9 protein-coding genes are annotated in these 14,295 nt (G+C 34.7%); 6 read left to right on the top strand and 3 right to left on the bottom strand.

The genetic code is table 11. The annotated features are described in order from the left end of the window. Positions 1-63: 63 nt before the first annotated feature. Positions 64-1,467 (bottom strand): TolC family protein, encoded by a 1,404-nt coding sequence (locus tag BMX49_RS08435; protein WP_051803479.1) that lies wholly within the window; start codon positions 1,465-1,467, stop codon positions 64-66. A gap of 310 nt (positions 1,468-1,777) precedes the next feature. Further along, positions 1,778-7,639, bottom strand: a complete 5,862-nt coding sequence (locus BMX49_RS08430; RefSeq protein WP_034715988.1) for an alpha-2-macroglobulin family protein — start codon at positions 7,637-7,639, stop codon at positions 1,778-1,780. A gap of 88 nt (positions 7,640-7,727) precedes the next feature. On the opposite strand from BMX49_RS08430, the gene BMX49_RS08425 reads away from it, so the two are divergent. From BMX49_RS08425 to BMX49_RS08400, 6 genes are read left to right on the top strand one after another with little or no spacing between them, the layout of a single operon-like run. Then, positions 7,728-8,459 (top strand): UbiA prenyltransferase family protein, encoded by a 732-nt coding sequence (locus BMX49_RS08425; RefSeq protein WP_311316288.1) that lies wholly within the window; start codon positions 7,728-7,730, stop codon positions 8,457-8,459. Between the two features lie 25 nt (positions 8,460-8,484). Next, positions 8,485-10,305, top strand: coding sequence for a hypothetical protein (locus tag BMX49_RS08420; protein WP_034715990.1), 1,821 nt, complete (start codon positions 8,485-8,487; stop codon positions 10,303-10,305). 32 nt (positions 10,306-10,337) lie between these two features. Then, on the top strand, positions 10,338-10,610 hold the full coding sequence (locus tag BMX49_RS08415; protein ID WP_034715992.1) for a hypothetical protein: 273 nt from the start codon (positions 10,338-10,340) through the stop codon (positions 10,608-10,610). Further along, positions 10,598-10,906, top strand: a complete 309-nt coding sequence (locus BMX49_RS08410; RefSeq protein ID WP_034715994.1) for a type II toxin-antitoxin system RelE/ParE family toxin — start codon at positions 10,598-10,600, stop codon at positions 10,904-10,906. Before BMX49_RS08415 ends, BMX49_RS08410 begins: the two co-directional genes overlap by 13 nt. Positions 10,907-10,909: 3 nt before the next feature. Further along, entirely contained in the window at positions 10,910-11,992 is a 1,083-nt protein-coding gene (recF, locus tag BMX49_RS08405; RefSeq protein WP_034715996.1) for a DNA replication/repair protein RecF, read from the top strand. Further along, positions 11,989-12,282: a hypothetical protein gene (locus BMX49_RS08400; RefSeq protein ID WP_034715998.1), complete on the top strand. Its 294-nt coding sequence runs from the start codon at positions 11,989-11,991 to the stop codon at positions 12,280-12,282. The genes recF and BMX49_RS08400 overlap by 4 nt, the downstream gene beginning before the upstream one ends. Here the strand turns inward: BMX49_RS08400 and BMX49_RS08395 are convergent. Continuing rightward, entirely contained in the window at positions 12,260-14,293 is a 2,034-nt protein-coding gene (locus BMX49_RS08395; protein WP_034716000.1) for a transporter-like protein, read from the bottom strand. The genes BMX49_RS08400 and BMX49_RS08395 overlap by 23 nt on opposite strands. Positions 14,294-14,295: the final 2 nt, after the last annotated feature.

Here is a 14,295-nt window from a genome sequence, read left to right as displayed (position 1 = left end):
TTGTAATGATGATGAAATTCCTTCCGTCATTTATCTATTATCTTGAAGTCTATTCTCTTTCTTTTAAAGTTTCTCGATCTGCAAATTTTGGGTCGATTTCATTAGTTCAATGGCGCTTCTTCTTTGATTAAAGATCGCAGTTTGCAATTCCAATTCTGCGTTTTCTAAATCATTTTCCGCATCGATCAAAGCTGAAGAAGTTTTTGTGCCGTACCGAAATTCTTTTTCGACCTGTTCCAAACCTTGTTTTGCAATTTCTCTAGATTTCTCCTTTAATTGAATTAATGAATTGGCGATGGTATAATTGGTTCGATTATTCGCTAAATTCAAGTTTAATTGTTTGGAGGCATCCCGCCTTTTATTTTGTAAAATCTCCTTTTCAATCTTGGCTCTTTCGACCAAGTGTTTTCCTTCATTGCCATCAAAAATATCCCATTTAAAACCAACTCCAGCTTGAACTAAAGGAAGGATATTTAAATTGGCAGGATGCAAATCCAGTTTCTTTCCGCTGTTGGGCAACAATTCTTTTGAAGTTGAAATGTTATTATTAAACAATTCGAAATAACTTACGGAAGTTTGTGCCTGAACTTTAGGAACCCACCATCTTTCCTCGGCTTTTATTTTATAATCAGTTGCTTTGATGCCGTGATCCAAAGCTTGGAGCTCTACTCTATTCTCAATATTCTGATCTAAAACTTCGTAGGAAATCGTTTCTAATTTCGGTTGAATTTGAGCGATTCTTTCGCGATCGATTTCTGTCAATAAATAAAGCTGTGTAATTAAAAGCTCTTTCTTACCTTCATATTCAACCAATTTAGAATTCAGATTCGCTTGCGCTAACTCAATTTTTTTTCGGTCGTAAGGTGTAATTAAACCGTAGCCTAAAGCCTTGTCTGCCGTTTTTCGATTGATATCCAAACGTTTTTTCCCTTCATCTAAAACATTTTTTGATTCCTGAACCAAAGCCATTTGATCGTAGGCTTTTGAAACGTCCGAAATAATTTCATCACGGCTTTTTTGCATCAATAAGTTTTCGGAAATACTTTTCTCTCTGTTGGCTTCCTTTAGATATTTTACTTTTCCACCAGAATATAGCAGCACACTGGCTTCAGCTTTCGCCATCGTAGAAATTCCTGAAATATGGAGGTTATTATTAAGTCGACCTTCTGGAATATTGGCTCCAGGAAAAATCGGTGGAACTGGCGGAAGATTAATCTCAGGCGATTTAAGATGAGCAGAAGTAAATAAATAGCCAGCTTTACCCGACACTTCAACTTTCGGCAGAAAAATATCTTTCAGCTTTTGATTGTCGAGTTGGGTATATTTATTTTCGAGCGTTTGTTGGGTTAATGTTCCGTCGTTGATTAAAGCGCTATCAATTAATTCCTGTAAAGTCGGTGCTGATTGTGCAAAGGCGAAGGCAGGAAAAAAAAACAGCAGTTTGCTGAAACTATTAAAGGTTTTCATTTCTAAGTTTGTTTGTTGGTACAAAGTTGCGGAGAATGAGAACCGAATCCTTTGACATTTGTCAAAAACGTATTATGCGTTGGAATTTATCTGCAAATAATTATCTTGACGTTTCCATGGATTTCATCCACGGTTATTGTTGTTAAATTCTTCGGATTCGGTAAAAATTTATTAACATATAAATAGTGTAATTTGTCAATACAAATAGAAATGAAAAAATCCGTTTCAAAATTGAAACGGATTGAATTTTAAAACTTTGCCAAAGATTTTAAACTTTCACTTCATGGAATCTACGATTTGGCAAAGTGAGTTATTCGGTAATCGTGATTTTTGTTCCTTTCGTATGCGCATTCATTTGCGGTGCGTAATAATTTTGCAAAGTCGTAATTCCATTGCTGAACGTTCCTGAAGCATTGCAGATATAATCGTACTCGAAGACGTATCTTCCTTTTCTCATATTTTCTATATAGAAATTGGTCGAGGCATCTTTGGTTGACTGATAGTAACCTAAACCGTTTTTCCATTCGTAACCAGAGATCACATTTAAAGGTTCAAAACCTGCTGCTCGCATATCTTTCAAGTGAATGAATTCCATGTTCCGATCGGTATTCAGAATCATTCTTACGGTAACTTTATCACCGACTTTCAGCGGAGTGTCGCCACTAATTTTCTGCAACTCTTCCCCATTCACCGTTTTTACTTTTTTGTACAATTCTTTGCTAATTGAAATATAAGATTCTGAAGATTTTATTTTATCCAAATCCTCATAATATTGCCAGAACAATCCACCTTGAACAATTCCAGGACCTGGTTTTGTAACCGTAACGGTTCCCAATTTAGTTTCGATTTCTTCATCTTTTAAAGTTGATTTTATGTAACCTGTCGCTTTTGTATCTGGATTGGACAATTCTTTTCCGCCCCAGATTATGGTCGCTTTATCGCTTTCTGCCGTCGTCCAGGATTTTCCGGAATTTAGAATCGTGAAAATTACTTCCGCTGTTCCGCGCGAACTTCCCCAAGAGTTGACTTCTTTCTGCGTTATCAACCAAATTTTCATTTCTTCTATAAAAGTTTCATCAGTTGGCGTTAATTTATTGAAAGCTTCCAATGCTCCGGCGTGATTCACGGTTTTCGAAGAATACCATCCCCAATCATTTAAATTTTGTTTCCAGTAAATTCCCTGTGTTTCTGATTCGGTTGATGTATCTTTTAAATAAGTCAGTAATTTTTTAGAAACTGCTGGAAGTTTGTAATCGTTGAAAAGTAAAGCCGCACGATGCAACCCAAAGAACGTAAAGTCTGTAATTTTCGCGGTCGGCGCTTTTTTAATGACCAAAGCTTTTAATTGTGCTCCTTTTCCTTTTAATGGAAAGTCTTTTTCCCAATAATTTCGGGTGTCTAGATAGTCCAGAACATAATTATTCCAAATATCGCTTCGACTAGGCTCAGCGACCGGAAAAGTGTAATATCGAAATACTTCGGAATCAACATATTTAATGAGTTTCGCAACCATTTCTTTCTGCTCGGAAGATTGATAATCAGCCGTGTTTCCTTTTAACCATTCATTGATTTTTCCTAAATTTTTCAAAATGTAAAGTGAGTTGTAATACGAACTCGGATAACCTTGATACCAAGAAAAGCCACCATCTGGATTTTGCAATTTCTGCAATTCGCTCCAATCTTCATTGATGGAATTTAGCATCGTATTCGCATCGAACAATCTCGCTAGTTTCTGCATTTGCTCGGTTTCGTCTTTACTTTCTAAAACCCATGGCGTTTCTTCCAGCAACAATTGTTTCAGTTCTTGATTTTTCTCCAAATTAGAAACCAATAAACCTTTGCTTTGATATTCCTCGAAAACGGTTTTTAATTTCGGATTGGCTTTGAAAATTTCGGAAGCCAAAACATCGGCAAACCATTTGTTGAAAACGACATCCGCAGAATTGTTAGTATCATTTTTCAAACTTGGTAAGGCAAACATTATTTCCCAAATCGGATTCGTCGTCAATTCCAAAGTATTTGAAAAGTTCGTTGCAGTTGTCGAAGTATTCTTTGCTAAATTCTCTAAACTAAAAGTTTTGGTTTGACCTTCTTTCACAAAGATTGCCACTGCATCAGTCACCAGCATTCTGTTTGGTAAAACCGCGATCGCTTTTTGTTCGCCATCAGAAAATCTACTTTGGTCACTGAGCGAGGTCGAAGTGGCAACGACTTTGATGATCATAGAAGAAACCTCATTTGGAACTTTCACTTTCCAGGTCACAACTTCATTTCCATTTTCCTTTAACTCAAATGATTTTTGCGTCTCTTTTAAATTGAATTTTGATGAAATATCTTCATTGGTAAAGGCATCTAAAATTTGCAACTGAGCCGTTCCACTCAATTTTTTATCAACTAAGCTTGAAAGTTTTGATTGCAGATTCAACTCATCACCTTCCCGCAAAAATCGAGGATAATTTGGCGTTACTGAAAACTCTTTTTGGGTAATTACCGATTTTTCTAAAGTTGCAGCACGTGCATCTTTCGTATGCGCTAAAAACATCAGTTTCCATTGGGTCAATGCTTCCGGCGATGTAAATTCGAAAGTTACATTTCCGTCTTTGTCGGTCATTAAGTTTGGATACAAAAAGGCGGTTTCGTTTAGATTTTGACGAACTGGGATTTTGTCAAGATTTTCTGTTTTTTTTGTTGCGGAACCAGTAATCATTGAAACTGTTTTCTTTACCATTCCTTCTTCGTCATCTGCAACTGATGGCGCAGGAGCCATTGCAGAATCACTCGATTCCAATTTCGCACTTTGTCGCTCGACCTGAATTCCAGAAGCATCTCCATAAAGGAACTCTCTGTTAAATCCACCATCAAGCCAGTTAAATTCTGGAATGTTGATGTTTTTCTCTTTTAAATACGGAACTCTTTTACTATAATCTTCCTGAGACAAGCTTTCAGTAATTCCATAAGAATTCAAAATGAAATTTCTTTGATATATTTTACGGAATGAATAAGAATTGCTGGCAAACTGGTCCAACGATTTATCATACATATTCGCCAAAACTTCTGCGTTGATCTTCTCCTTATCCGCTCCTAATACTTTAACCGTCCACTTTTCTTTTTGTCCAGGTTGTAATTTATCACGGAAGGTTACGGTTTCAATTCTTAAAGGTTTTTTGTCGGAAGCAATTTTTAAATTAACAGATTGCGTTTGAACATCATTAAAAGCGACCAGCTGAAACTGAACATTGATTTGATCAATACTTTCATCTTTCGGGAAAACAACAACGTATTCTAACAATCCATTTTTGAATTTCTTTTGGTCCGTTAAAGTTTCACCATTTCCGTTTTGAACATAAACATTAACCAAGGCATCTTGAACTGCAGAATAGACAAAGACCTTCGCTTTTTCAGTTCGCTTGAATTCAGCTTTTGGTGGAAGCACTTTTAAATAAGGTTTCTGCGAATCCGTTAAAAATCGCTTATCGAAAACTTCGAAAGTCTTTTCTATTTTGATGGTGTCTTTTCCTTCGATATTAAAGAGTTCGAGTTTGTAATTTCCGGCAGCCAATTTTCCAAGTTCGAGAGATTCTTCACTTTGCTTTTCTCCATTCAGAATGACAGATTGTGTTTTCCAGTCTTTCTCTTCTTTGGAAAAATAATCGTGTGGGAATTTTTGAATGAATTCTGGTTTTGAAAAACTCGGTAAGTCCTGAATTTGATTTTCAAAATTAGAGCGATACACTCTTTCCTTTGGTTGGAGCTTCGATAATCTAACTTGATAAGATTTCTTTAGATTCTGATTATTGTAATTTTTGGTTTCAACCTTAATTTTAATAGGTTCATCTGTGAAGGTATCCGCAATTTCATCAGTTGAAATATAATGTGAAACGGACGCGACTTTTACATTTTCGGTGGAAGATTGCGTTTCACCATTAATGTCGGTTACAGAAGCATTAATCTCATAATTATCAACTTGAATTCCGTCTAAGGTTTCATCTTTTTTCAGATCTAGTTTAATGGCGAATTCTCCTTTATCATTGGTTTTCACTTCGCCCAAAATAGAATTCTCATTATCATTTCCACGTGGAAACCACCAGAAATATCTCCAGCGAATATTTTGTTTTTTGATCTCGTAATTGACGGTAGCATTGCTCAAAGCCACACCGGAAAACATCATTACTTTTCCTTTTAAATCAACAATTTGTCCATATTTGTATTCCTCTTTTATTGGTTCAAAAGTCACTTCAAATTTCGGACGTTTGTATTCTTCAACCTTGAAGTCTTTGTAGGCATCCACATTGTTACCATCAATTCGAAGAGAGAATTCACCATTCAATTTTCCATTAGGCAAAGTAAAACTCCCGTGGTACGAGCCGAAATCGTTGGTGGTGAATTTTTGAGAAGAAAGTTCCTCACCATTAGCATCATAGAGCTTAATCGTCTGTGCGACTCCAGATGAGACAGATTCTTCGTCAATCAGTAATTTAGTATTAATTACTTTGAAATAAACGAGTTGTCCCGGACGATAAATCGCACGGTCGAGAAAAATTTGAGCCAAATTTGATTCTATTTTCGAAAACTGTTCGCCATAATTACGGTTGCCGTAGACCTGCATTAAATTGTAATCGTTGGTCGACGGTTGCTGAACCAGTAAATAACGATAATATCCATCGTCTTTCGAAACAGGTAATTTGAAGATAGCAGATTCATCAGTTTTCGCCGTAAGAATATTTGCTTTTTGATTGTTGGTAAATTCAAATATTTTTAGATTTTCCTGAGAGACTGATTTCCCGTTTTCACGATTGACTAGTTTCATCTGATTTTCACTCGTTTTCCGCTCCTCCTTTTTATTAAAAATAATTCTGGAATTGGTAACGATGAAATAAAAATTTTGCTGAATAGAATTTTCAACGACATATTCGGCGAGATAAATTCCAGACGGAAGTGCTTTTATTTCGAGTGATGTTTTATGAGATTTATAATCCTTTAAATTTTGAAGTTCAAAAGTTTCTTTTTTTACCAAAGTTTTCTTAACCGCACCAAAACGATCTTTCTGATACTGATTGGCCACATATTTTAAAAAATTTTGCTGATCCTCTTTAACTTCATAAATATTTAAAGAAAATTTGGAAACGTTTTTTGCTTCGGCAACTAAGTGAATCGGACGGTTTGCCTGCGTATGATTTTCGTAATGAATGGTAAGGGTTGGTTGAAGAATGCTGTTCTCTTGATTCAAAATATTGTTGAGAAACTTTGACTTTGGATATAATTTCTTGGCTTGGTCGATCTCCATTAAAGCCAACTTAAAATCTTCTTTATTCTGTAAATGATCAATGATCTCACCAATGATAACCAGTTGATAATCATCTGCAGCACTTGCATTAATGACTAGTTTTCGCAGTTTTCCGACTTTAACTTTACAATTCGACAAAGCACAATCATCATTTAATTTTTGATGCTGAAAATATAATTTTGAGTTTCCACTATTTTTTTGAATCAATTCGGAATACAGATTTGATATCTTAGGTTGATTCACTTTCAGTTCGTTTGGGGTGAAGAGTTGGGAATTATTGTAGAATTTAATTTCGTTCATCGCATTCCAATCAAACAAAGTCGGAAAGTATTCTAAGTCTTCTGTTTGCTCAAAAATTACTTTGTATTTGGACATCGGAATTTTTTGCAAATCACTTTTATTCGCTTCCAATTTGGAAAAATGCTGAGTCAAATAATTTTTAAAGTCTAGTTTTGACCACGTTTCAATTTGGGCAAAATCCTGATTGTTCAGATTCGTTCTCTGATTAATTCGCCATTGATTTTGATTGTAATAATCACTAAAAAATTCTCCTAATAAAACTTGATATAACAATTTATCATCGCCTTTCAATTTTTGATCTAATCCTTTTAATTTCGTAAAAAACTGGCTCGAAGCATTATTTTGAGTATCATCTCTGGTTTGATTCACGATACTGAATTCTGCTTTCAAAGAACGAATGAGTTGCACGGCATTGTCTTCTTTCATAGCTTGGTTTTGAATTTCTAAAATTAAAGGAAGATTGGATTTGAATTTACCAGTTTTGTAATTCTCAGCGACTTTCTTCCATTGATCATCGTAATATTTTTGAGCAATAACATGCGTAAAAGCGCAAAGGAAAAGAAGGATTGCAAAAATTTTATTTTTCATAGATTTGTTTTCTAATTTGGAAACCTGAACGGTTTTTAAAAGCCTTAAGGAAGTATAAATGAACAGTTTAAATTTACTAAAAAAATACTTGATCGATAGTCAAATTTATGTTTCTTTGATGGGAACTTCATTTGCCGTTTTTTTTATGTACGAGCAGAATATCATCAAAACACCGACCATCGCGCTAATTTTCATTACTTACTTTAGCGGCTACCTTTACACAAAGCATCAGAACAGCGGAAAGCTTTTCTATAAAGTTTTAGTTTTTAATGTAATTTCAGGGATCGTTTCGGCAGCTTTAATTATCTACAATCATAATGATGGCCGATTAATAAAGTGGTTAATCATCGTGATAATTGGTCTTCTGTATGACAGTAAATTTTTAAAATACTTTGTTCGTGAAATCCCTTTATTTAAAATATTCTACGTTGGATTAACTTGGGCCTTGATCAATTCCTGGTTGATCCTTCCGACTTTTCACGCAGAAATTTTCTGGATCAGCTGGCTTTTTATTACGGCGTTGGTTTTACCTTTTGACATTCGAGATATGAAATCGGATACCATCGTCACCTTTCCACGACTTATCGGAATTCAGAATACCAAATACTTGGCTTATTTTTTAATTTTCATCAGTTTACTTTTGGCAATTTTTTATTTAAAACCCCAATTTTCAATTGCTTTTTATTTGACAACTGTCTTTACTTTTATCTTTATTTACTATGCTGAGAATTCTAATAAAGATTCCTATTTTTCGTTTTGGGTAGAGAGTTGTAGCGTAATGCCTTTGTTTTTTATTACCTTGCAGTGGTTAACATATTGACCTTCAATTTCAAAATAAAATCTTCTTGAAATCTTTTACTTTCCTTTTCCTCACGCTATTTCTATGTGGTATTTCTTTTGTTTCAGCGCAAGAAAAAAAAGATTCATTAGAGAAAAAGGATTCCCTATATTATAAAATCGAAGCGTTTTCTGACAAGCGGAAATCCACAAAATTTATCCACCGTTTTGTTTTTCGTCGGGAAGCCGATTCTGTTTCTGTAGCATCGCGCATTGAAAAGCCTTCCACGGCCTCCTATTCAGGAAAAATAATTCGAAATATTATAATTGAAACGATTGATCCTTTTGGATATCAGATTGCACAAAAAAAAGAGAATGCTAAATGGTACGACCGACTTGCGGATCGTATTCACATCGATTCTAAAAAATCAACCATCAATAATTATCTGCTTTTCAAAAAAGGAGAAGAATACAATGCTCAAAAACTATACGAATCCGAACGTGTTTTAAGGGATATGAAATTTGTTAATCGGATCAATATCAGTGTTATTGACAACATTTCTAGCAAGGATTCAATTGATGTACTCGTGAAAGTTTTGGATTCCTGGAGTTTAAAACCGAGGTTCAGATTATCGGGCAGTAAAATCGGAGTAGGAATTAAAGAACAAAATCTGCTCGGCTTAGGTCATGAGGTCAACTTCCTTTACTCCAATGATTTTAAGGAAAAAAACACTCAGCTGTTTGGAAGTTATATGGCTTACAACCTTTTTGGAACTTTTATTAATGCCGGAATTTTGGGAGAAAAGGATTTTTCAGACAACGAAAGAATCAATTTTAGCGCCAGTCGTGAGTTCTTTTCTCCGCTTACGAAATGGGCTGGAGGATTTTCCTTTGAATATTTTATGCGCAAAGTTTTGATGCCGATCGAAAATACGGATTCTTTTCCAGAAGTTCAAATCAAGGTTTACAATCAGGATTTGTGGGGCGGATATCAGTTCCCAGTATTTGTCGGGAATCAAGGTGAAATTTCTCGAAACATCGCGGTCTTGGGACGTTTTCAAAACTACCAGTACAAAGACAGTCCAGCAATTGATCCACAAAACTTTTTTTCCACGTACACCAGTTTTTTAGCGTCGGCAAATTATATTGAAAGAAAATTTGAGGTGAAGCGAGATATTTTCGACTACAATCTTCCGGAAGATATTCCGTATGGAAAATCATTTGGTCTCACGGGTGGATTGCTTACGAGAAGTGAAAAGGTAATTCCGTATGCCGGTTTATCGACCTCGTATGGGAGTTTTTTCAACTGGGGATATTTTACGGCCAAAGCTGAATATGGAAGATTCTTTAATGAAGAAAAAGAAAATACCGATTCTTTCAAACTGGAAGGAACTTATTTTACCAATTTACAAGACTGGAAATTTGCCAAAGTGAGACATTTCTTTTCGCCTACTTTCTCCTGGGGAAGTCAGCTTTACAATACCTCTTACAAAAACCGAATTAATTTTTCTGATGACTCAGAATTCCCTGAATATAGTGGTGATTATATCGGAACAAAGAAATTAATTCTGCGTCATCAGATGCAAATGTTCGTCAATAAAACCTGGAAGAACTTCCATTTTAGTCCATATAGTATTATCGCTTTAGGTTGGCTTTCACAAAATAATCAGAGTTTATTCAACGCAAAAACCAATTCGAAATTTGGATTGGGTGTGTTGATCGACAATCCATATTTAGTATTCAACAAAATCCAGATTTCATTTGTCTATTATCCGAATGTTCCTTTTGATAATAAGGCAGCGTACGATTTCAATGGTTACCGAAATGATATGATTCCTATCAACTCATTTGGAACCGATATTCCGCATTTCGTCAATTTTGAAAACTAAATTCAGCAAGTCTTTTGTGAAAGAAGTCCGAAATGAAATTTTTATCTTTACAGAAATTATGGGTAATGGAAAATTTAGATGTGTTAAGAAGCAGATTGGTTCAAAAAATATTTTTAACAAAAAATATAGATTTGTTAGATGCACTAGACAAAATATTTTCGTCAACTGAAAACGATTCGGAGCTCAAATTCAAACTTTCGGAAACACAGAAGGAAATGCTACTAATGGCGGAAGACGATATTAAGTATGGAAGAACTTTGACGGATGAGGAACTTAGAAAACTGGATGAGGAATGGATGCAGTGATTGTTGTTTGGACTAATTTAGCAATTAACCAAAGAAATAAACTTTTTGCATATTGGAATAAAAGAAACAAAAGTATTTTATATTCTAAAAGACTTAATTTGCTCATCTATGAGAAAATAAACTTAATTCAGTTAAATCCTTTTGCTGGTGAAGAAATTGAAAACTATAATGCACGAATTATCCATTTCGAAAAATACGGTTTGGTTTATAAAATTGACCAACAAAATATTTTCATACTTTCTTTTTGGGACAGCAGACAGAATCCAAAAAAACTCCTCGAAATTTTGAAGAAATAAAAAATGATCATCAACAATTTAAAAATTCAAAACTTCAAAAATCATCAGGAACAAGACTTTGATTTCTCAAAACAAATTAACTGTTTTGTCGGAAATAATGGCGTCGGAAAAACAAATATTTTGGATGCACTTCATTACTTGTCGATGGCTAAAAGTTTCCTGGGAAATAAAGATCTCAATAATATCAAAATTGAAGAGGACTTTTTCACGATTGAAGGAACAATCGACGATGGTGAAAAAGAAAACATCATCAAAATTCAGCAACCCAAAGAAGCTAAGAAAATCATCAAGAAGAACGATAAATCCTACGATCGAATCGCGGATCATATTGGTTTCCTGCCAAGTGTCATTATTTCTCCCTACGATTCTAACTTAATCTCTGACTCGGGAGAAAGCAGGCGAAAGTTTTTAGATGCGATGATTTCGCAAACAGATTCAGAGTATCTTTTTAACTTAATTCAATACCAAAAAACGGTTCAACAAAGAAATGCTTTACTAAAAGATTTCGCCAAAAACCGATATTTCGATTCGGATAATCTAGAGATTTACAATGAACCTTTAATTAAATTCGGCTCCAAAATTTTTGAAAAGAGGAGAGAATTTACGGATTCAATCGTTCCTTTAATTCAAAATTATTACGAAATCATTTCTAAAGGAAAAGAGAAAATTACGGTCATTTACGAATCAGATTTAAGCAATAATAACTTTGGAGATTTACTGCAACAAAATTTGGAGAAAGACCGAATGCTCACGTACACTTCTAAGGGAATTCACAAAGATGATTTGCTTTTTGAAATGGATGGAATTTCAATGAAAAGAACAGCCAGCCAAGGTCAGCAGAAATCCTTTTTAATTGCCCTAAAACTTTCGCAAATGAATCGGATTAAGGAATTAACCGGGAAAACGCCGATTCTTTTACTCGATGATATCTTTGATAAATTAGACGACACCAGAGTTTCACAATTAATTGAACTGGTGAATCAGGAACATTTTGGACAAATATTCATTACCGATACGAGTAGAGAAAGAACTGAAAATGTGGTGAAAAGAATCAATGAAGAAAGCAAAATTTTTGGGCTGTCATGAAAAAAAGAAAAAGAGAGTATCAATCCTCTGAACTCGTGAAATCATTCGCGAGATTGTACGGATTTGAAAATAAACTATTAGCCTTTGAAGTTAAAGATTTCCTGCATGAATACTTGAACGATGCTCTTTACAATGAAATAGAATCAGTGAATCTCAACAATAAAATTTTAGAAATTAGAATAAAATCGCCTCTGCTTAAAAATGATTTTAGAATGCGGAAAACTTTTTATTTAAAGAAGTTTCAGGAGAAATTTGGCGAAGAAAATTTTATTGATCTTCTGGTTTTGTAGCGACCGTATTCTCAACCATTTCTTTGGTACTGTCATCTAAACTGGATCGAAGCGGCAAGAAAAACCGCAACGGATTCTTCATAAAATACCTAAATATTTCACGATAGATCTCTCGCACTTCTCCGAAATTAATCTTTCTTGACTGGAAAGCTAACATCATTGACAACCCAAAACTGACTGCGAAGTTGAAAAATCCGATGATGAAAACAGTTGCAAAAGCAATCCAGAAAGTAGTCATCGCAACTGAAAAATCTGCACCATATAATCCTAAAGCAAAGTTTCCGGAAGCAAAAGTAATGTGACGAATATCTAAATCGAGTCCGAAGAAAAGTCCGACTGGACCAGTGATGCCAAGAAAAATTCCGAACCAAAAATTGGAGATAATTCCTGCCCAATTTTTCGCATAATAATCAGAAATCCCTTTGGCTGTATTTTTCCCGAGAAAGTAATTAAGAAAAGGATTCTTTTCAATTCGTTTCGGAATGTGATAGAAAACCGAACTGTTGCCGACATTACCTGATATAATCCCTGAAATAAACAAGAAAAAACCAGCAATACAGGCGTGTAAAATTGCCTTCGACTGAATGGGATCTAAATCTTTCAAAAGCGAAACTGATTTTTCTACGGCGAAATTTTGTTTGAAAATAACATCCATTCCGTAGATAATGGCCAAGGCAATTGGGAACGCTAATAGCACATTGCCCATAAAAGCGATAAACTGCGTCCGAAATAATTTGGAAACTAAATGAGCAAAATCGACGTAATTCTTACGGGTGTTTTCTCCTTCAGAAAGAACCTTCGCCATCGTAGCCGCGGTCATCGCAGGTTGCTTAGTAGCTAAAGTATAATTCATTAGAAAAATCATAATGAAACCCATCGAATAATTAAAAGCGTACAGGAAAGCATGCGAAAAATCACTGCCTGGTATATAACTGTACAGCAATTTTAAAACGCAAAGCGCGCCTACAATGACGCCACCACCACTTGCCCGATAAAACATCGACATGTAATCTTTTGACGTAGACGTGATGTAGTGCGAACCAGTTTCTGCAGTGTGATTGGTAATCAGGTGAGATTTCAGGGTCGTGCTGTCAGAGATGAGTTCTCTTAAATTATTTTTATGCGATTTATATTCTAATATTTTAAAAAATAATCTTTTAGAATTTTTAAGAACATCTTCTTCTTTGTCAAAAATCATCACCGAAATTATGTCAGACATTCTTTCTAATTGTTGTCTGATTTTAATTAATGATTGATTGATTTTCCCAGATATGCCGTATTTTGAAGAGTTTTTAAAAGCCAGCGCAACAAAGTCTAAACATTGCTGCATCAACACTTTGATCTGCTTGTAATTAACATCCTTCGAAGTCAATTTAAAATTCGGATTGTCCTTATAACTTTGATTCAATAAATCAATTTCATTTTGCATCGCCAAAAACGGATTATCAAAATTCCGATATTCTGGAGCCATATTGACAACTTGTACATCAAGCGCATTACCGATAATACGCCAAGACAATATATTAAGAGAAAATAATAATTCATTTTTAACACCGGGTTTCAAAATGAATTCATTAATTTTTAATAATCTGAAAATCTCATCCAAATGATCTTTGTCAAGACTTCTAAAAAATTCTAAATCAGCTTTCGGACGAACAGAAACCGTATCTACCAAATACCACACAGTATCTTCGTTTTCAACACTGGGCAAAACTTTATCAAGCAAACGTTTTTTTAACTCAGGATAGAAAGCGTTTTCCGAGAGAATATTAGCTTCTGTTAAAGATAGATTAAAGGGTTTGCCAGCAAATAAATTGTGAATATAGTATCCTAAATTTTCAGTAACATCAGGATGATCTCGCAAAAATTCTAAAATCTCGTGGAAATCTTCTGATCGAATACTTCGAAGCAATTCAATGAGTGGCTCCAAAGATTTGGTCTCATTTTTAAAACTAAAATATTTGGTCAGAATCGTGCTGAAGCTTTCCCTATGTCGAAAAATAATTCCCATAA

The organism is Kaistella antarctica, from assembly GCF_900109615.1.
Lineage (GTDB): Bacteria > Bacteroidota > Bacteroidia > Flavobacteriales > Weeksellaceae > Kaistella > Kaistella antarctica.
The sequence above is the reverse complement of the archived record's forward strand: the minus strand, read 5'-3'. Positions and strand labels throughout refer to the sequence as shown.

Excerpts from the sequence above, each read along its gene's own strand:
- BMX49_RS08435 (WP_051803479.1), bottom strand. The coding sequence starts at position 1,467 with ATGAAAACCTTTAATAGTTTCAGCAAACTGCTGTTTTTTTTTCCTGCC.
- BMX49_RS08430 (WP_034715988.1), bottom strand. The coding sequence starts at position 7,639 with ATGAAAAATAAAATTTTTGCAATCCTTCTTTTCCTTTGCGCTTTTACG.
- BMX49_RS08415 (WP_034715992.1), top strand. The coding sequence starts at position 10,338 with ATGAAATTTTTATCTTTACAGAAATTATGGGTAATGGAAAATTTAGAT.
- BMX49_RS08410 (WP_034715994.1), top strand. The coding sequence starts at position 10,598 with ATGGATGCAGTGATTGTTGTTTGGACTAATTTAGCAATTAACCAAAGA.
- recF (WP_034715996.1), top strand. The coding sequence starts at position 10,910 with ATGATCATCAACAATTTAAAAATTCAAAACTTCAAAAATCATCAGGAA.
- BMX49_RS08400 (WP_034715998.1), top strand. The coding sequence starts at position 11,989 with ATGAAAAAAAGAAAAAGAGAGTATCAATCCTCTGAACTCGTGAAATCA.
- BMX49_RS08395 (WP_034716000.1), bottom strand. The coding sequence starts at position 14,293 with ATGGGAATTATTTTTCGACATAGGGAAAGCTTCAGCACGATTCTGACC.